The following is an 18309-nucleotide window of genomic DNA, read 5'->3' on the forward strand; positions in this document are numbered from 1 at the left end:
CCTCACTAGGGCTGCAACACCGCGCTGGTGTATGTCACGTCCGCGAACGCTTCGGCGAGCTCGTCATCGGGGTAGTCGAAGCCGTTCGCGGCGTGCAGCTCTTTTACCGTTTGCGGCGAGGTATGCCAACCGGCGTGCGTCAGGTGCTCGAGGATGTGGCTGCGCTCGCCGTGGTAGACCAGATCGTTGAAGTCGATCTCGAAGCCGAGTTCGGCCATCCGGTCGTGGTGTGCGCGCCACCGCTCGTCCTGGAATATCCGGGTGTCGGGGACGAACTCGAACGCCAGCCGGCTACCGGGCGCGCTCATCGTGGTGATGTTGTCGAACAACGCGCCCTGGGCGTCGTCCGGCAGATAGACCAGCAGGCCCTCGGCACTCCATGCCGACGGCGCCTGTGTGTCGAATCCGGCCGCCCGCAGGGCCGACGCCCAGTCGTCACGTAGGTCGATGGCGACCGTCCGGCGCTCGGCGGTCGGCTCCGCGCCCAGGTCGCTCAGCGTCAGCGTCTTGAACTCGATCACCTCGGGCATGTCGACCTCATACACGACGGTGCCAGCCGGCCACGGCAGGCGATAGGCACGCGCATCCAGACCCGATGCCAGGATGACCGCCTGACCGATCCCGCCGCGGGTGGCGTCCAGGAAAAATTCGTCGTAGAACCTGGTTCGGCAGGCCATGCCCCGAGCCATCCGCTGCGGGTCGAACTCGGAGTCGTCCTCGACCGGGATCTGCCCGTTGACCAGGCGGGTGTAAACGTCGATGCCGACCGCGCGCACCAACGGCGCCGCGAACGGATCGTCGATCAGCGCGTATGCGGGATCGGAGGCCAGCGCGCGCTGGGCGGCGATCATGGTCGCCGTCGCACCGACGCTCGTCGCAAGATCCCAGCGATCCCGATCGGTACGCACCAGTGCACTCCCTCGCCTCGAGAAATATAGATAACCTAGTTACTATCACATAACCGCCTATGATTCTGCGGGGCTACCCTGCGGGGTGTGACCGACTTCGCACAGCGGACCATCGACCTTGCCCGTCAGAACGTCGCGGACGGGGGTCGGCCCTTCGCGACGGTCATCGTCAAGGACGGCCGGGTGCTCGCCGAAAGCGCCAACATGGTGGCACAGACAAACGACCCGACGGCACACGCTGAGATCCTCGCGATTCGTGCGGCATGCACCACGCTCGGCACCGAGCATCTAGTCGGTACGACCATCTACGTGCTCGCGCATCCCTGCCCGATGTGCCTGGGGTCGCTGTACTACTGCTCACCCGACGAAGTCGTGTTCCTGACCTCGCGGGATGCCTACGAACCGCACTACGTCGACGACCGCAAGTACTTCGAACTCGCCACGTTCTACGACGAATTCGCCAAGGACTGGCACGCGCGTCGCCTCCCGATGCGCGCGGAAACCCGCCCTGACATCAGGACCGCAGCTGTGGACGTCTACCGGTTCTGGCAGGACCGCAACGGCGGACGACGCCAGGCGACCGTCGTTCCGCGCGGCTGACGGGCTTCCCGGCTTGACACCGACCTGCCCGCTTTACCTATTATCTACGTATGCACGCAGATAATAGATCAGGATGCCTGCCCGACGATCAGGTCGGACTGGTGGTCGAGGTCTTCCGCATGCTGGCCGACGCCACTCGGGTGCAGGTGTTGTGGTCGCTGGCCAAGCACGAGATGTCGGTCAACGAACTCGCCGAGCACGTGGGCAAGCCGGCGCCCTCCGTGTCCCAGCATCTGGCGAAGTTGCGCATGGCACGTCTGGTCCGCACCCGCCGCGACGGCACCACGATCTTCTACAGCCTGGAGAACGACCACGTGCGCCAGCTCGTCATCGACGCGGTTCACAACGCCGAGCACGCCGGCCCAGGCGTGCCGGGTCACCACCGCGGGGACAACGCCTTGAAGGCGATCAACAAGTAAGCGTCACAACACATTTCACGAAAAGGAGAAAGATGATGTCAGAGCACAGTCACGATGAGGCGCACGCCCACGAACATCAGCACGGCGACGTGCAGCACAGCCACGCCCACACCACTCACGACCACGAGCACGTCGCGCACGAGCACACCCACTCACACGGCGACGGCACCGAACACACGCACGAACACGTACACCAGGCAGGCCTGGAAGAGGTGCACAGCCACACGCACTGACCCTCACACCACCGGGCAGTAATGCTTCGGATCCCCGCGCTCATCCAGCGGAGGCAGGTTGCGCGCGGGCGTCTGCGGCAGCGGCGCGTGGGCCGGGATGCGGCCGGATGCACGGTCGAGACCGGCCCGAGCCCGGGGGTGCTTGCGGTATCTGGGCGGTACGAGCGTGAAGACCACCCGCACCAGGTTGCCGAAGCGCCGGTGCAGCCACTCATCGCGGCGCGACCACCGGTAGCCCAACCGTTCACGTACGGCCGGGTGATACAGGCCGACGGTCAGCCACAGAAAGAACGGCGCGGTCAGCTTGGTCAGGCCCGACCACAGCCAGTCCGGTAGCCACGGCGCAATCGGCGGCTTGTCGTACCTCGTCAGATCCAGGACCACCCGGGTTGCAAAGTTGTCCTCCAACACGTTGCGGCACATGTGATCCCAGTAGTCCTGGAATTCTTCCCAAGACTTCGGCACCGGCCGCATGCTCATGCCGTACATCCGGTACCACTGGACGTGTTCGTCGAACAGCTGCCGCTTCTCCCCTTCGGTCAGGCCGCCACCGAACCATTCGGCCACATGCAGCGTGCCGACGAAGAAGGTCGAGTGCGCCCAGTAGAAAACGTCGGGGTTCAGCGCGTGGTAGCGCCGACCCTGGTCATCGACGCCCTTGATGTCGACGTGATAGTCGCGCACCTCGGCGCCCGTGGTCGGCGCGCGGTCACCATCGAAGACCACCCCTCCGATCGGGTACAGCGACCGCATCACCCGCGGCAACGGCTCCCGCAGAAAGGTCGAATGGTCTTTGACCGCGGCACCCAACTGAGGGTGCATGTTCTGCATTGAACCCGCGAAGGGCCCCTGCAGCATGCCTCGCCAGTCGCCGAAGTATTTCCAGGTCAACGAACCGGGCCCGAGCGGTGTCGGCGGCGCCTCGTAGCCTTGCCCCGAGACCGGACACCCGGCGGCCACGCTCTGGCCCACCTGCTGCGCGCTGGAGGCCACGCCGGAAGCAAGGCCGTCGGCGCTGGTCACCGGACAGGCCGCAGAAGTATCTTGAGTCACTGGTTTTTCCTCAGCTGTCCAAATTCTGACTACGCGCGTTGTCAGAATCGATTCTAGGAGCGAAGTGCAGGCGGGTCAACGACGGGGGCGGTGGTCGGGCGTCCCCCTGGAAGACCGCCACGCATTGCGCCGCGACACCTTGGTCACCGCCGGTGTCCAACTGCTCGGCAGTGAGGGCGGGCCCGCGCTCACGGTGCGCGCCGTCTGCCGTCAGGCGAATCTGACCGAGCGGTACTTCTACGAGAGCTTCACCGATCGCGAGCACTTCGTTCGTGCGGTCTACGACGACGTCTGCACCCGGGCGATGGCGACGCTGACGTCGGCCAAGACGGCGCGCGAGGCCGTCGAACAGTTCGTGGCGCTGATGGTCGACGACCCGGTACGCGGGCGCGTGCTGTTGCTGGCGCCGGCGGTCGAACCAGTGCTGACCCGCTCCGGTGCGGAGTGGATGCCCAACTTCATCGACCTGCTCCAGCACAAGCTGTCGCGGATCGTCGACCCGGTGACGCAGAAGCTGGTCGCGACCAGCTTGATCGGCGCACTGACCGCTTTGTTCACCGCTTACCTGAACAACCAGCTGGGCGCCACTCGCCAGCAGTTCATCGACTACTGCGTCGACATGCTGCTGGGGACGGCCGCGACTTACGTCGAACAGGCATCGGCCGACATCACAACAGCGTCGGCGCCGCACGATTAACCGCGCTCTACCTCGGGAATCCCTCCGGCGGTAGCCGATCATCCTTGACCGCACCGTGATACGCCACACCGTCGGCAAACTTGATGCTACTGATAGGCACAGATATATTGACTGCAACCAACAGACACAGATAACTGGAGTTGCCATGTCAGGCGAGCTGACCAATCTGCAGCTGCTACAGGAACTCGAGCCGATGGTCGAGAAATACCTGAACCGGCACGAGAGCATGCATAAAGACTGGAACCCGCACGACTTCATCCCGTGGTCGGACGGGAAGAACTTCTATGCCCTCGGTGGACAGGATTGGGAACCCGGACAGTCCAAGCTGTCCGACATCGCTCAGGTTGCGATGGTGCAGAACCTGATGACCGAAGACAACCTGCCGTCATACCACCGCGAGATCACCATGAACTTCGGCCTGGACGGCGCCTGGGGCCAGTGGGTCAACCGGTGGACCGCCGAAGAGAACCGGCACGGGATCGCGCTGCGCGACTATCTGGTGGTGACCCGCGCGGTCGACCCCTACGAGCTGGAAAAGCTGCGCATGGAGGTGGTGAACCGGGGTTTCAGCCCAGGCCAGAACCACCAGGTTCGCGATGACCTGTTCGCCGAGAGCCTGTTCGACTCGGTCATCTACGTCACCTTCCAGGAGTTGGCCACTCGGATTTCGCACCGCAACACCGGCAAGGCCTGCGACGAGCCGATCGCCGACCAAATGCTGGCCAAGATCTCGGCCGACGAGAACCTGCACATGATCTTCTACCGCGATGTCAGCGAAGCCGGGTTCGAGATTGCGCCCAACCAGGCGATGAAGTCGCTGCACAAGATCCTGCGCAACTTCCAGATGCCCGGGTACCAGGTGCCCGAGTTCCGCCGCAAAGCGGTGCTCATCGCCGTCGGCGGCGTCTACGACCCGCGGATCCACCTCGACGACGTCGTACTGCCGGTGCTGAAGAAGTGGCGCATTTTCGAGCGCGAGGACTTCACCGGCGAAGCCGCCGCGCTTCGCGACGACCTGGGAGTGCTGATCAAGGAACTGGAAGCGTCCTGCGACAAGTTCGAGGTGTCCAGGCAGCGCCAACTCGACCGTGAACTGCGCACCGGCAAGAAGACCACCGCGTTCGAACTGCACGAGACCGCGGGCAAGCTGACGCTGAGCGGGCGGTAGTGCCCATTGCGCATCGGCACCATCGAGCTGGCCAGCCCCGTCGTGCTGGCGCCCATGGCCGGTGTGACGAACGTCGCATTCCGGTCGCTGTGCCGTGAACTGGAGCAGTCGAAGGTAGGCACGGTCAGCGGACTGTACGTCTGTGAGATGGTGACCGCGCGGGCACTCGTCGAGCGCCACCCGGTCACCATGCACATGACAACGTTCGCCCCAGCCGAATCGCCACGGTCGCTGCAGCTCTACACGGTGGATCCAGACACCACCTTCGCCGCGGCCAGGATGATCGCCGACGAGGGGCTGGCCGACCACATCGACATGAACTTCGGCTGCCCGGTGCCCAAGGTGACCAAGCGCGGTGGCGGAGCGGCACTGCCCTACAAGCGGCGGCTGTTCGGCCAGATCGTCTCCGCCGCGGTGCGTGCCACCGCCGGCACCGACATTCCGGTGACCGTCAAGTTCCGCATCGGCATCGACGACGACCACCACACTCACCTGGACGCCGGACGCATTGCCGAGTCCGAGGGCGCCGCGGCCGTCGCACTGCACGCCCGCACGGCCGCACAGCGGTATTCCGGCACCGCAGATTGGGATCAGATCGCCCTGCTCAAACAGCAGGTGGGCACCATTCCGGTGCTGGGCAACGGAGATATCTACGACGCCAGCGACGCCCTGGCCATGATGGCGGCCACCGGATGCGACGGCGTGGTCATCGGCCGCGGCTGCCTGGGCCGGCCCTGGCTGTTCGCCGAGTTGTCGGCCGCGTTCACCGGCAGGCCGGCGCCCACGCCGCCGCGCCTGGGTGAGGTCGCCGACATCATCCGACGGCACGGCGCATTGCTGGCAGCCCATTTCGGCGAAGACAAAGGAATGCGTGACATCCGCAAGCACGTCGCCTGGTACCTGCACGGCTTCCCCGCCGGATCCGATCTCCGGCGCGCGTTGGCGCTGGTCAAGACGCTCGACGAACTCGACGGGCTGCTCAACCAGCTCGACGGCGACATTCCGTTTCCGGAAGCCGGCAACGGCCCTCGCGGCCGCCAGGGCTCGCCGGCCCGGGTGTCGCTGCCCGACGGCTGGCTCAGCGACCCCGACGACTGTCGCGTGCCAGAAGGCGCCGACGTCATGCACTCAGGCGGCTGACCCGCAAGAGGGGTGGCTGAACCGAGACACTCTCGAAATCGCGTCTCCGCCGATAAATCAGTACGATATGAGCCTTAATGCACTTTCGCGGCGCCGACTACGGCGGTGCTGCGTTCCCATGTGCGCGTTGTGCCCGAGCAATTACCCCATCGACGGGGACGTCCGCATAGTGACTTCGGAGGCCGATAGGACATGAGTGACGGCGAGAAAGACGCCACTCGTGACCATCGGCGCGCGCCGGACACCGGTGATGCTGACTTCCTTACCGCAAACGCGCAGCCTTTGCGAGGCGCCGCGCCGTGGGAGCGCTTCACGGCGCCGGCGGCCGACGACGAGCTGAGCCGATGGTCGGCGGCAACTTTGACCCGAGCCGAGACCCCCGACAGGCCCGAGGACCCCCGGCCCGGCAGCCACAACGACGGAGTCCTGAGCGTTGCGGATCTGATCGCGAAACTCGGCGCGACCCTCCCGGACCGTCCCACCAACCATCACGTGGCCGACGAACCAGAGGCCGACGACGACGAGCCGGAGGCCGCCGCCGACCCCGGGATCGCCGAACGCGACGAGCTGCTGGACACCCAGGTCATCCCCACTCCGGCGTACTCCCTGCAACTGCTCTCCGAAATCCCGGACCTGGGGGCGGCCAACTACCCGGAAGATGCCGGAACGGACAAACAGTCGCGCCGCAGGCGAAACCGCGCCGCCGCTCCCGCCGGCGCGTCGGCAGCCCCGGAGAAGCGGAAGTCCCGCCGGCGGCCCATCCTGATTGCCGGCCGCTCAATGGTGGCCGTCATCGCCTTGCTGTCGCTGGTGCTCACCGGCGGCGCGTGGCATTGGAGCTCGTCGAAGAACAATCAGCTGAATACTGTCAGCGCGCTCGACCCGGGTCGTCCGACATCGTGGACCCGAATGCGCAGTACGGCGACGAGAACTTCCTGATCGTCGGCATGGACTCGCGCTTGGGCGCCAATGCCAATGTGGGGGCGGGCGACACCGAGGACGCCGGGGGCGCGCGATCGGACACGGTCATGCTGGTCAACATTCCCGCCAACCGCAAGCGCGTGGTCGCGGTGTCGTTTCCCCGCGACCTGGCGATCAGTCCCATCCAGTGCGAGGCATGGAATCCCGAGGACGGCAAGTACGGGCCCATCTACGACCCGAAGACCGGCAAGACCGGTCCCCGGATGGTCTACACCGAGACCAAGCTGAACTCGGCATTCTCCTTCGGGGGCCCCAAATGCCTGGTGAAAGTCGTCCAAAAGCTGTCCGGCTTGAGCGTCAACCGGTTCATCGCCATCGACTTCGTCGGCTTCGGGCGCATGGTCGAGGCCCTCGGCGGCGTCGAGGTGTGCAGCACCACGCCGCTGAAGGACTACGAGCTGGGCACAGTGCTCGACCATGCCGGACGGCAGGTCATCGACGGACCCACCGCGCTGAACTATGTACGCGCCCGTCAGGTCACCACCGAGAGCAACGGCGACTACGGCCGGATCAAGCGTCAGCAGCTGTTCCTGTCCTCGCTGCTGCGGACCATGATCTCCGAAGACACGTTGATGAACCTCAACAAGCTCAACAACGTCGTCAACATGTTCATCGGCAACAGCTACGTGGATAACGTCAAGACCAAAGACCTGGTCGAACTCGGCCGATCCCTGCAGCACATGGCGGCGGGGCACGTCACGTTCGTCACCGTTCCCACCGGCGTGACGGATCAGGACGGCAACGAGCCGCCCCGCACCGCGGACATGAAGGCGCTGTTCACCGCCATCATCAACGACGACCCGCTGCCCAAGGAGAACGACCAGAACGCGCAGAGTCTGGGCACCTCACAGACCTCTGGAACGGGCACGTCGGGGTCGAGCCCCAGCTCCACCAAGAAGCCACCCCAGCCCCAGCCGGCACCCGTCAATGACACTCACCGTGAGCAGGTGACGACGACCTCGCCGCAAGAGGTCACGGTCCAGGTGTCCAACGGGACCGGCACCGAGGGGCTGGCCGCGACCGCCGCGAGCCAGCTCAAGCGCAACGGCTTCAACGTGATGACGCCGGACGACTACCCGAGTTCGCTGAAGACGACCACGGTCTTCTTCTCTCCCGGCAACGAGCAGGCCGCCGCAACGGTGGCCGCGGCGTTCGGCAATTCCAAGGTCGAGCGGGTGACCGGGATCGGCTCGGTGGTTCAGGTGGTGCTCGGCCCGGACTTCAGCGCGGTGACTTCGCCGCCGCCCAGCGGTTCCTCGGTCAGCATGCAGATCAGCCGAAACAGCAGCAGCCCGCCGACCCGGCTGCCGGAGGACCTGACCGTCACCAACGCCGCGGATACCACCTGCGAATAGCTCAACAAGGTTTGTGAACAAGGACGTGCCGCTGCCCGCCATCGGCTATGTGCAGAACGTAGGCTTTATACATGAGAACCGCCTACCATGAGCAGCTCGCGGATTTGTCCGAGCGACTGGGCGAAATGTGCGGGCTGGCCGGGATTGCAATGGAGCGGGCTACCCAAGCCCTGTTGCAGGCCGATCTGGTGCTGGCCGAGCAAGTCATCACCGACCACGAACGAATTTCGGCCCTCAGCACCCAGGCCGAGGAAAGCGCCTTCGTCCTACTGGCTCTACAGGCGCCGGTAGCCGGCGACCTGAGGTCGATCGTCAGCGCAATTCAGATCGTCGCCGACATCGACCGGATGGGCGCGTTGGCTCTGCACGTCGCCAAGATCGCCCGCCGCCGACACCCGCAGCACGCCCTGCCCGAAGAGGTCAACGGCTACTTTGCCGAAATGGGAAGCATCGCAGTCGAATTAGGCAACAGCGCGCAAGAGGTGCTGTTGTCCCGAGACCCGGAAAAGGCCGCGCGGATCCGCGAAGAAGACGACGCGATGGACGACCTGCACCGGCATCTGTTCAGCGTGTTAATGGACCGGGAGTGGAAGCACGGCGTGGCCGCGGCCGTCGACGTCACGCTGCTGGGACGCTTCTACGAACGCTTCGCCGACCACGCCGTCGAGGTGGCGCGCCGGGTGATCTTCCAGGCGACCGGCAAATTCCCCGAGGGCGAGCCGAGCCCCACCTCGCATTAGCCACGAGCCCGCAGATCTGGCGGGGTCCACTCGCGTATTTTCACTGCAAATTTGCGGGCTCGACGCGCTAGCGTCTCGCTACCCGAAGCGGCCAGAGATGTAGTCCTCGGTGGACTTCTGGCTGGGGTTGGAGAAAATCTTCTCGGTGTCGTCGATCTCGACCAGGCGCCCGGGCTTGCCGACGGCCTCCAAGTTGAAGAACGCCGTCTGGTCACTCACCCGCGCCGCCTGCTGCATGTTGTGCGTGACGATGACAATGGTGTATTCCTGCTTCAGCTCGCTGATCAGTTCCTCGATCGCCATGGTCGAGATGGGGTCCAGGGCCGAGCATGGCTCGTCCATCAACAGCACGTCGGGTTGCACCGCGATGGCGCGCGCGATACACAACCGCTGCTGCTGGCCACCGGACAGGCCGCCACCGGGTTTGTCCAACCTGTCTTTGACCTCGTCCCACAGGTTGGCCCCGCGCAGCGAGTGCTCGGTCGTCTCGTCGAGCACCTTACGGTTGCGAACCCCCTGCAGCTTCAGCCCGGCCACGACGTTGTCGCGAATCGACATGGCGGGGAAGGGATTTGGCCGCTGAAACACCATGCCGATGGCCCTTCGCACACCGACGGGGTCGATGCGCGCGCCGTAGATGTCCTCATCGTCGAGCAACACACTGCCCTCGACCCGGGCGCCCGGCAGCACCTCGTGCATCCGGTTCAGGGTGCGCAGCACGGTGGTCTTGCCGCACCCGGACGGACCGATGAAGGCTGTCACGCTGCGCGGCAGCACCGACAGCGATACGTCCGCGACCGCGTGGAACGACCCGTAGTAGATGTTGACCTCTTTGAGGTCCAACCGTTTGGCCAACTGATACCGCTCCTGCCTGTTACCTACTCAAGCCTTCTTCGGGGTGAAGATCTTCGCGACCACCCTCGCACCGATATTGATGATGGCTATCAACAAGATCAGCGTCAGCGCGGCGCCCCACAGCCGATCTGTGGGAACGGGGTTGGTGCCGGCGCCAGCGGTCGTCTGGTCATACATCATGCCGGGCAACGACCCCATGAACCCACTGAACATGTCGAAGTTCATAGCGCGTGAATAGCCGACCAGGATGAGCAGCGGCGAAGTCTCACCTAAAACCCGGGCCAACGCCAGCAGAATTCCCGTGAGAATGCCCGATCGACCGGTCGGCAGCACCACTTTGGCGATGGTCTTCCACTTCGGTATCCCAAGTGCGTAACTGGCTTCCCGAAGGTCCATGGGGACTATCCGCAGCATCTCTTCGGTCGCGCGCGCGATCACCGGAAGCATCATCAGGACCAACGCCAACGACACGGCGAACTGGGACCGTGGCAGACCCAACACCGCGACCCACACCGCGTAGATGAACAACGCCGCGACGATCGAGGGCACCCCCGCCAGGATGTCCACCGTGAACGTGACCAATCTCGCCAGCGGGCTGCGGCCGCCGTATTCCACCAGGTAGATGCCCACTAGGACACCGATCGGGATGGAGATCGCCGCGCACGCCACACCCAGCAGCAGGGTGCCGACGATGGCGTGGTAGGCACCGCCACCGGGATTCAACGCTGTGGTACCCGCCTGGGAATGCGTCCACCAGGTACTCGATGTCAGCGCCCGGAATCCGTTGACCGCCACCGAGCACAGCAACCAGAACAATGGCGCCAAGGCGATCAGCATCGCCAGCGTCACCAGGATGGTGGCGACGCTGTTGGCGACGCGACGGCGCCATCCGCGCGAGCCGAGTGTCCGCCATTTCAGCGGGCGGTCCAGCATCGAGGTCATCAGCGCGTCCCTCCGACTCGGGTCCCGGCCACCGCCGCACGCGCCAGAGCGTTGACCACGAAGGTGAGGACGAAGAGCACCAGACCCGCCGCCAGGTATGCGCCTGCCTTGTACTGGTTATCGAACTCGGGCGCGGCCGCGGCGATCTTGGTCGCAAAGGTGGACCCGCCGTCGAACAGCGACCACCCGAATGCCGCCTGCGTGCCGCGCAGAATGATCAGCAACGCCACCGTTTCACCCAAGGCCCGCCCCAGCCCCAGAATCGACCCGCTGATGAAACCCGAACGGCCGAAGGGCAATACCGTCGTCTTGACCACTTCCCAGCGGGTGGCGCCCAGGGCGAGCGCGGCCTCGATCTCGTCCTGCGGCGTTTGGACGAACACTTCACGGGTGACCGCGGTGATGATCGGCAGGATCATCATGCCGAGAACAATCCCGGCGGTGAAGATGGTGCCGCCACCGGCCGCCGACGCGTTGCCGGTGGAAAACAGGAACACACCCCCCAAATGGACATTGAGCCAGCTGGCCACGGGCCGCAAGTGCGGCGCCAATACATACAGGCCCCACACGCCGTAGATGATCGACGGCACCGCTGCCAGCAGATCCACGCAGTACGACAGCGGCGCGGCCAACCTGCGCGGCACGTACTGGGTCAGATAGATCGCCACCCCCAGCGCCACCGGCATCGCCAGGACCAGCGCGAACACCGACACGAAGAATGTCACGTGCAGCTGTTCGAGGATGCCGAACCGCATCGCGGAGGGGTCGGTTGTCACCCAATTGCCGCGGTAGGTGAAGAAATTCTCGTGATTGCGGGTGAGGGCCGGAACGGCGCGCCACCACAAGAATGCGCCGACGCCGGCGATCACGGCCACGATCAACAGGCCGGCCCCTTCGGAGAGCCGGCGGAAGATGCGGTCCCCCAGCGACGGCCTGCCGTACCCCCAAGGACTGATCGGGACGATCGGCGGTTCCGGGAACGGCGCGGCGACGACGTCACCAGAACCCGCATCGGCAGGGTTTGGCGTCGTCACTGGTGATCCCGTCGAAGTTCTCCGTGCGGTTACTGCAATGCGTCGATCGCGGCGACCAGGCGCTCCTTGACCTTATCCGGCAACGGCACATAGCCGGCGGAGGCAAGCGCGGTCTGGCCCTTGTCGACGGCGGTGGTGAGGAATGCCTTCACCGCTGCGGCGGTGTCCGGGTCGTACCCCTTGGAGCACACGATTTCATAGGTCGCCAGGACCAACGGGTACGACGCCGGCTCCTGGCTCGTGTACATCGAGTCAAGCTCCAGCACGAGATCGTTGCCTTGAGCCGCGAACGTGACGGCATCGGCGGCGTTGCGGGCCGTTTCCCAGGTCAGCGCGACGACGCCGTTGCCGGTGTCGATCTGCGCGAACGGCACCCGGGCGCGGTCGGCGAAACCCTTCTCGGCGTATCCGATCGCTCCCGGCGTGGCTTGCACCGCCTCGACCACACCGGCCGACCGGTGAGCGCCCTCACCGACGCCGCCCTGGAACTCGGTGCCCACACCCCTGGTCCAAGTCTGTGGCGCGGCGGCGGTCAGGTACTGCTGAAAGTTGTCAGTGGTGCCCGAGGAGTCTTTGCGGTAGATCGGCGTGATCGCCGTCTTGGGCAGTGCCACACCGGGGTTGAGTGCAACCAGCAGCGGATCGTCCCAAGTGCGGATGCCGCCGCTGAAGATCTTCGCCAGCGACTCGGCGTCGAGGGCCAGTTTCGCAACGCCCGGCAGGTTGTACACCAACGCGATCGGCCCGAACACCAGCGGCAGGTCCCAGGCCGCACTTCCGTTGCACCGTTGGGTAGCCGGGCCGATCTGGGAGGCGACCAGCGGCGATTCCGATCCGGCTAAATCGACGTGGCCGGCGATGAACTGCTCGCGTCCGGCACCGGACCCGGTGGGGTTATAGGACACCGTCTTGCCCGGACACAGCTGGCCCCACACCTGGTTGAACAGCGCCATCGCGATCTGTTGCGCCGTCGAACCCTCAGCGGTCAACGCGTTCTTGCCGCCGCACGAGCCACCACCGGCGGCTGCCTGGCCAGGTATCGAAGCACCGCGGTTGTCGTCGCTGCCGCAGGCTGTCACCGCCGTACCGCAGAGCGTCATGGCAACGGCCGTCGCTCCCAGTAACGAGCCGATTTTCACTCATTGGAACATTGCCAGGTAGCTCGGAAACTATGCTCCGCGCCGAAAGAAAGCCTGAATCCGCTCAGCCGGCCGCGTAGGCGGTGTCGACGCTGTAGACGGTGAAACCTGTCTTCTCGTACGTCCGCACCGCGGCCGTGTTGTCGGATTCCACGTACAGCATCGCGCCAGGGTCGGGCATCTTGGCCAACCGCCGTGCCAGCGACGCCAGCCCGATCGAGGTCAGCAGCTGTCCCAGGCCGCTGCCCTGGGCCGACGGGTCGACGCCCAGCACGTAGACCTCGCCCAGTCCGGCCGGGTCGGGGTGCACTTTGGTCCAGTGGAAGCCCAGCAGCCGGTCGTCGCGGTCGAATGCCAGGAACAGACCCGCCGGGTCGAACCACGACTCGCCACGCCGCTCGTCGATCTCGCGCTCGGTCCAGCCGCCCTGTTCCGGGTGGTAGGAGAAAGCGGCGTTGTTGACCCGTAGTAGTTCGGCGTCGTCAGCCGGGCCGGCGTAGGTGCGGATCCGCACCTCGCGCAGGCGGTCGGGAGGCGCCGGATCGGCGATACCGCGCAGCTGCCGGCGCATCTGCACCAGTTGACGCACTGTGACCAATCCCAGTGCCGACGCGGTGGCCCGGGCGGGCCCCAGGGTGCCGTGCGCCCAGAAGCGGCTCTTGTCGTCGGTCTTGGCCAGCGCCGCACGGATCAGCGCCGCGCCGACACCGACACGCCGGGCGTGCGGATGCACCACCAACTCCGACATAGCGCCGGCACCATCTCGCGGCCGGGTGAGGTTCAGATATCCCGTGATTCCCGCCGTCGCGTCCGCAGCCACCAGGTGGTCGGTGCGGTCCTGCGGCAGCTCCCGCAGCACCTGCTCACCGACCGGGGCTACGCCATCGAATTCTGTCGCCGCCGTGATGATTTCCCGTATCTGGTGTTGCTCATCGGCGGTCAGGGCAGTGCGCCACTGCGGCGCGGTCACTGACTGCGCAACGGGTCGGCAAGCGAGTCGGTGTCGGCGTCGGATTCGTCGTCCTCAGATTCGCGATCGGGTTCGGCGGCCTGGGCCCGGCCGCGCGTGGGCCGGACCGCCTTGTAACCGACATTGCGCACGGTGCCGATCAGCGCCTCGTGCTCGGGGCCAAGTTTGGCTCGCAGCCGACGTACGTGCACGTCGACGGTGCGAGTGCCGCCGAAGAAGTCGTAACCCCAGACTTCGTGCAGCAGTTGCGCGCGGGTGAACACCCGGCCGGCATGCTGGGCCAGATACTTCAGCAACTCAAATTCTTTGTAGGTGAGGTCGAGCGGGCGACCACGCAGTCGCGCGGTGTAGGTGCCCTCGTCGATCACCAGTTCGCCCAGACTGACCTTGCCGACGCTTTCCTGGTCGGCCAGACCGCCGCGGCGGCCCACAACGAGCCGCAGCCGTGCGTCGATCTCGGCCGGCCCGGTGCTCGGAAGCAGGATCTCATCCAGGCCCCAGTCGGCGCTGACGGCAACCAGACCGCCTTCGCTCACCACCGCCAGCACCGGCGCGGAGCGGCCCGCCGTGCTCAGCAGCCGGCACAGGCCGCGCGCCGCGGAGAGGTCGTTTCGTGCATCGACGAGCACGGCGTCGGCGTTACCCGCCTCCAGCAAAGAGGACGCCTCCGGTGGCGCCGTCCGCACGTTATGCGGCAGCAGGGACAACGAGGGTAGGACCGGGTCGGGATACAGCTCCGAGGTCAGCAGTAATAGCTCCAACACGCCCCTCCAGCGTCGTGGGCAAGGCCTCCCAGACTCATCGCGACATATGACGTTAGCGGCAAGATCATCTAACGATAACTTGCCGCGTGGTATTCGGCCTGGCGACGAGGCCTCTCAACAGGTGGCGGCGGGCAGTCGGGCAGTTAGCCCTCAGCTAGCCCAAGCCCCCACGACCTGCGGCGGGCGCCGCGGGCCGCGAAAGCACTGTGAGCAACCCAACACGGCCCCGCGATGTCAGAATGTCCGCGTGCGCAAAGTCCTGGCCGGTGCCACTGCCGCGGCGATCGCCGTTGGCGTCCTCGCCCTGGCGGCCATCGGCGTCGACTACGGCTCGAGCATCTACGCCGAATACCGACTGTCGACCAACGTGCGCAAGGCCGCCAACCTGGGATCCGACCCGTTCGTGGCCATCCTGGCCTTTCCGTTCATTCCCCAGGCGATGCGCCACCACTACAACGAGCTGGAGATCAAGGCCGGAGCCGTCGACCACGCGCCGGTCGGCAAGGCCACCCTCGAGGCCACCATGCACTCGATCGACCTGACCGATGCGTCCTGGTTGATCAGGCCGGAAGCCAAGCTTCCGGTCGGCGAACTGGAGAGCCGCATCATCATCGACTCGGTACACCTGGGCCGCTATCTGGGCATCACTGACCTGATGGTGGAGGCACCGCCCCAGGAATCCAACGACGCCACCGGGGGAACCACCGAATCCGGGATATCGGGCAGCCACGGCCTGGTGTTCAGCGGCACACCGAAATCGGCGAACTTCGACCGCCGCGTCAGCGTCTCGGTGGATCTGTCCATCTCCCCCGACGATGCGGCAACGCTGGTGATCACCCCAACCGGCGTGGTGACCGGGCCTGACACCGCCAACCAGACCGTTCCCGACGACAGACGCGAGGCCGTATTGCGGGCATTCGCCAGCCGGCTGCCCAACCAGAGGCTCCCGTTCGGGGTGGCGCCGAACACCGTGGGAGCGCGCGGCTCCGACGTCATCATCGAGGGCATCACCCGGGGGGTCACCGTGACGCTGGAAGGTTTCCAGCGGTCGTGACGGCGCCCGCCGGCGGCTGTTGGCTTGATCACTGTTTCATTGGGTAAGCTGACCGACGTGTCAGCCCGCATCGAGCTCATGCTCGCCAAGCGCCGCGCAGTCCAGCTGTGCCGCGTCGCGTGCTGTTGCTGTTGCTGTAGCTGCTGAGTAGCCGCGCCGATCTGCGCAGCGCTCGAAGCGGCCAGGGCCCCTTCCCCGTGGCATGTCTTCCTCTCGCGCACCAGGCGTACCCGGACCCCAAGCTGTTGATCAGAAGAAATCGAAAGGATCCCCCATGGCACGCTCCGACGTCCTGGTCTCCGCCGACTGGGCTGAGAGCAATCTGGATGCCGAAAACGTCGTCTTCGTCGAGGTGGACGAGGACACCAGCGCATACGACGGCGGCCACATCGCCGGCGCCGTCAAGCTGGACTGGCGCGACGACCTGCAGGACCCGGTTAAGCGCGACTTCGTCGACGCCGAGCAGTTCTCCAAGTTGCTGTCCGAGCGTGGCATCTCCAACGACGACACCGTGATCCTCTACGGCGGCAACAACAACTGGTTCGCGGCCTACGCGTACTGGTACTTCAAGCTGTACGGCCACGACAAGGTGAAGCTGCTCGACGGCGGCCGCAAGAAATGGGAGCTCGACGGTCGCCCGCTGTCCAGCGACGCCGTGAACCGGCCGGCCACCTCGTATACCGCCGCCGCCCCGGACAACTCCATCCGGGCCTTCCGTGACGAGGTCATCGCCGCCATCGGCACCAAGAACCTGGTCGATGTGCGGTCTCCGGACGAGTACTCCGGCAAGATCCTGGCGCCCGCGCACCTGCCGCAGGAACAGAGCCAGCGCCCCGGCCACGTCCCCACCGCCATCAACGTGCCGTGGAGCAAGGCCGCCAACGAGGACGGCACCTTCAAGTCCGATGAGGACCTGGCCAAGTTGTACGCCGACGCCGGCCTGGATGGACAGAAGGAAACGATTGCCTACTGTCGGATCGGGGAACGTTCGTCGCACACCTGGTTCGTCCTGCAGGAATTGCTCGGACACAAAAACGTCAAGAACTACGACGGCAGTTGGACTGAATACGGCTCCCTGGTGGGTGCCCCGATCGAGTTGGGAAACTGACATGTGCACTGCACCAAAGCAAGGACTGACATTGCCGGCCAGCGTCGACCTGGAGAAGGAAACGGTGATCACCGGCCGCGTCGTGGATGGCGACGGCCAAGCCGTCGGCGGGGCATTCGTCCGCCTGTTGGACTCCTCTGACGAATTCACTGCCGAGGTTGTCGCATCGGCGACGGGCGACTTCCGGTTCTTCGCGGCGCCGGGATCCTGGACACTGCGCGCGTTGTCCCGGGTGGGCAACGGCGACGCCGTGGTGGCGCCGTCGGGCGCCGGCATCCACGAGGTGGACATCAAGGTCGCCTGACCGGCAGCCGTTTCCTCTGCGCTGAGGGCGAAGAAGTTTGAGTGGTCGCCGCCCTCAACGCAGACTCAACGGCAAAAGGCGAATAGACTCGTCCCCGTGGTGCTGTTCTTCGAGATCATGCTGGTCCTTGCGACTGTGGTCATCTCCTGGTTCGCGCTGTATGCGCTGTATCGGTTGATCACCGACGAGTCGTGACCTCCACCGAGGGAGACGACGCCGCTGACGAGTTGTCCCAAGCGGCCGAGCGAGCGAAACTGACCGCTACCCGCAATATCCCCGCCTACGACGACCTGCCGGTGCCGGCTGACACCGCGAACCTGCGCGAAGGCGCCAACCTGCACGACGCTCTGCTGGCGCTGCTGCCGCTGGTCGGCGTCTGGCGCGGCGAGGGCGAGGGCCGCGCTCACGACGGCGACTACCGATTCGGACAGCAGATCGTGGTGTCCCATGACGGCGGCGACTACCTGAACTGGGAGGCCCGCTCCTGGCGCCTCGACGAGGCGGGCGAGTACCACCAGCCGGCGCTGCGCGAAACGGGATTCTGGCGGTTCGTCGCCGACCCCGACGACCCCAGCGAGTCGCAGGCCATCGAGCTGCTGCTGGCGCACTCGTCCGGTTACGTCGAGCTGTTCTACGGGCGCCCGCGCAACCAGTCGTCGTGGGAACTGGTGACCGATGCGCTGGCCCGGAGCCGGTCCGGCGTGCTGGTCGGCGGCGCGAAACGGCTCTACGGCATCGTCGAGGGTGGCGATCTCGCCTACGTCGAAGAGCGGGTGGACGCCGACGGCGGACTGGTTCCCCATCTATCGGCGCGGTTGTCCCGTTTCGTCGGCTGAAACCCGCCG

General features: G+C 65.7%; 19 protein-coding genes and 1 pseudogene. 12 read left to right on the forward strand and 8 right to left on the reverse strand.

All coding sequences use genetic code 11. The features are described 5' to 3' along the window. Nucleotides 1-5: 5 nt before the first annotated feature. Nucleotides 6-911: an SAM-dependent methyltransferase gene (locus JX552_RS27015; RefSeq protein ID WP_205878715.1), complete on the reverse strand. Its 906-nt coding sequence runs from the start codon at nucleotides 909-911 to the stop codon at nucleotides 6-8. A gap of 84 nt (nucleotides 912-995) precedes the next feature. Between JX552_RS27015 and JX552_RS27020 the strand changes: the two genes are divergently transcribed. Genes JX552_RS27020 through JX552_RS27030 form a run of 3 tightly spaced genes read left to right on the forward strand, consistent with a single transcriptional unit; the run spans nucleotide 996 to nucleotide 2160 of the window. Beyond that, the gene (locus JX552_RS27020; RefSeq protein ID WP_205874835.1) at nucleotides 996-1508 is read left to right on the forward strand and encodes a nucleoside deaminase; all 513 of its coding nucleotides are present in this window, start codon (nucleotides 996-998) and stop codon (nucleotides 1506-1508) included. 50 nt (nucleotides 1509-1558) lie between these two features. Continuing rightward, nucleotides 1559-1927 carry an ArsR/SmtB family transcription factor gene (locus JX552_RS27025; RefSeq protein ID WP_205874836.1) on the forward strand — a complete coding sequence of 123 codons (369 nt, stop codon included), beginning with the start codon at nucleotides 1559-1561 and terminating at the stop codon, nucleotides 1925-1927. A 32-nt stretch (nucleotides 1928-1959) separates the two neighbouring features. Next, nucleotides 1960-2160: a zinc transporter Slc39a7 gene (locus JX552_RS27030; protein ID WP_205874837.1), complete on the forward strand. Its 201-nt coding sequence runs from the start codon at nucleotides 1960-1962 to the stop codon at nucleotides 2158-2160. Between the two features lie 3 nt (nucleotides 2161-2163). On the opposite strand, the gene JX552_RS27035 is transcribed toward JX552_RS27030, so the two are convergent. Next, nucleotides 2164-3213 (reverse strand): oxygenase MpaB family protein, encoded by a 1050-nt coding sequence (locus JX552_RS27035; protein ID WP_205874838.1) that lies wholly within the window; start codon nucleotides 3211-3213, stop codon nucleotides 2164-2166. Between the two features lie 64 nt (nucleotides 3214-3277). On the opposite strand from JX552_RS27035, the gene JX552_RS27040 reads away from it, so the two are divergent. The 5 genes and pseudogenes from JX552_RS27040 (at nucleotide 3278) to phoU (ending at nucleotide 9294) form a co-directional block, all read left to right on the forward strand. Then, the gene (locus JX552_RS27040; protein ID WP_205874839.1) at nucleotides 3278-3910 is read left to right on the forward strand and encodes a TetR/AcrR family transcriptional regulator; all 633 of its coding nucleotides are present in this window, start codon (nucleotides 3278-3280) and stop codon (nucleotides 3908-3910) included. A gap of 145 nt (nucleotides 3911-4055) precedes the next feature. Continuing rightward, the gene (locus JX552_RS27045) at nucleotides 4056-5078 is read left to right on the forward strand and encodes an acyl-ACP desaturase (protein ID WP_205874840.1); all 1023 of its coding nucleotides are present in this window, start codon (nucleotides 4056-4058) and stop codon (nucleotides 5076-5078) included. A 6-nt stretch (nucleotides 5079-5084) separates the two neighbouring features. Then, entirely contained in the window at nucleotides 5085-6218 is a 1134-nt protein-coding gene (gene dusB, locus JX552_RS27050; protein ID WP_205874841.1) for a tRNA dihydrouridine synthase DusB, read from the forward strand. Nucleotides 6219-6410: 192 nt separating this feature from the next. Then, a pseudogene (locus JX552_RS27055) lies at nucleotides 6411-8554 on the forward strand (LCP family protein). 71 nt (nucleotides 8555-8625) lie between these two features. Then, nucleotides 8626-9294 (forward strand): phosphate signaling complex protein PhoU, encoded by a 669-nt coding sequence (gene phoU / locus JX552_RS27060; RefSeq protein ID WP_205874842.1) that lies wholly within the window; start codon nucleotides 8626-8628, stop codon nucleotides 9292-9294. A 78-nt stretch (nucleotides 9295-9372) separates the two neighbouring features. On the opposite strand, the gene pstB is transcribed toward phoU, so the two are convergent. The 6 genes from pstB to JX552_RS27090 all read right to left on the reverse strand — a co-directional run bounded on the left by pstB (nucleotide 9373) and on the right by JX552_RS27090 (nucleotide 14998). Then, on the reverse strand, nucleotides 9373-10149 hold the full coding sequence (pstB, locus tag JX552_RS27065; RefSeq protein WP_205874843.1) for a phosphate ABC transporter ATP-binding protein PstB: 777 nt from the start codon (nucleotides 10147-10149) through the stop codon (nucleotides 9373-9375). 27 nt (nucleotides 10150-10176) lie between these two features. Then, on the reverse strand, nucleotides 10177-11091 hold the full coding sequence (pstA, locus tag JX552_RS27070; protein WP_205874844.1) for a phosphate ABC transporter permease PstA: 915 nt from the start codon (nucleotides 11089-11091) through the stop codon (nucleotides 10177-10179). After that, a complete protein-coding gene (pstC, locus tag JX552_RS27075) occupies nucleotides 11091-12125 on the reverse strand; it encodes a phosphate ABC transporter permease subunit PstC (RefSeq protein ID WP_205874845.1) in 1035 nt (344 codons plus the stop codon). Before pstC ends, pstA begins: the two co-directional genes overlap by 1 nt. Before the next feature lie 29 nt (nucleotides 12126-12154). Further along, the gene (pstS, locus tag JX552_RS27080; protein ID WP_205878716.1) at nucleotides 12155-13225 is read right to left on the reverse strand and encodes a phosphate ABC transporter substrate-binding protein PstS; all 1071 of its coding nucleotides are present in this window, start codon (nucleotides 13223-13225) and stop codon (nucleotides 12155-12157) included. A 103-nt stretch (nucleotides 13226-13328) separates the two neighbouring features. Then, entirely contained in the window at nucleotides 13329-14234 is a 906-nt protein-coding gene (gene mshD / locus JX552_RS27085) for a mycothiol synthase (protein WP_205874846.1), read from the reverse strand. Continuing rightward, nucleotides 14231-14998, reverse strand: coding sequence for a winged helix-turn-helix transcriptional regulator (locus JX552_RS27090; RefSeq protein ID WP_205874847.1), 768 nt, complete (start codon nucleotides 14996-14998; stop codon nucleotides 14231-14233). Before JX552_RS27090 ends, mshD begins: the two co-directional genes overlap by 4 nt. 247 nt (nucleotides 14999-15245) lie before the next feature. Between JX552_RS27090 and lmeA the strand changes: the two genes are divergently transcribed. The 4 genes from lmeA to JX552_RS27110 all read left to right on the forward strand — a co-directional run bounded on the left by lmeA (nucleotide 15246) and on the right by JX552_RS27110 (nucleotide 18300). Next, nucleotides 15246-16052: a mannan chain length control protein LmeA gene (gene lmeA, locus JX552_RS27095; protein WP_205874848.1), complete on the forward strand. Its 807-nt coding sequence runs from the start codon at nucleotides 15246-15248 to the stop codon at nucleotides 16050-16052. 274 nt (nucleotides 16053-16326) lie between these two features. Continuing rightward, entirely contained in the window at nucleotides 16327-17160 is an 834-nt protein-coding gene (locus tag JX552_RS27100) for a sulfurtransferase (RefSeq protein WP_205874849.1), read from the forward strand. Nucleotide 17161: 1 nt separating this feature from the next. Further along, nucleotides 17162-17464 (forward strand): DUF1416 domain-containing protein, encoded by a 303-nt coding sequence (locus JX552_RS27105; protein WP_205874850.1) that lies wholly within the window; start codon nucleotides 17162-17164, stop codon nucleotides 17462-17464. Between the two features lie 191 nt (nucleotides 17465-17655). Continuing rightward, nucleotides 17656-18300 carry a heme-binding beta-barrel domain-containing protein gene (locus JX552_RS27110; RefSeq protein ID WP_205874851.1) on the forward strand — a complete coding sequence of 215 codons (645 nt, stop codon included), beginning with the start codon at nucleotides 17656-17658 and terminating at the stop codon, nucleotides 18298-18300. Nucleotides 18301-18309: the final 9 nt, after the last annotated feature.

The sequence above is a fragment of the Mycobacterium gordonae genome (genome assembly GCF_017086405.1).
In the GTDB taxonomy this organism is placed as follows: domain Bacteria; phylum Actinomycetota; class Actinomycetes; order Mycobacteriales; family Mycobacteriaceae; genus Mycobacterium; species Mycobacterium gordonae_D.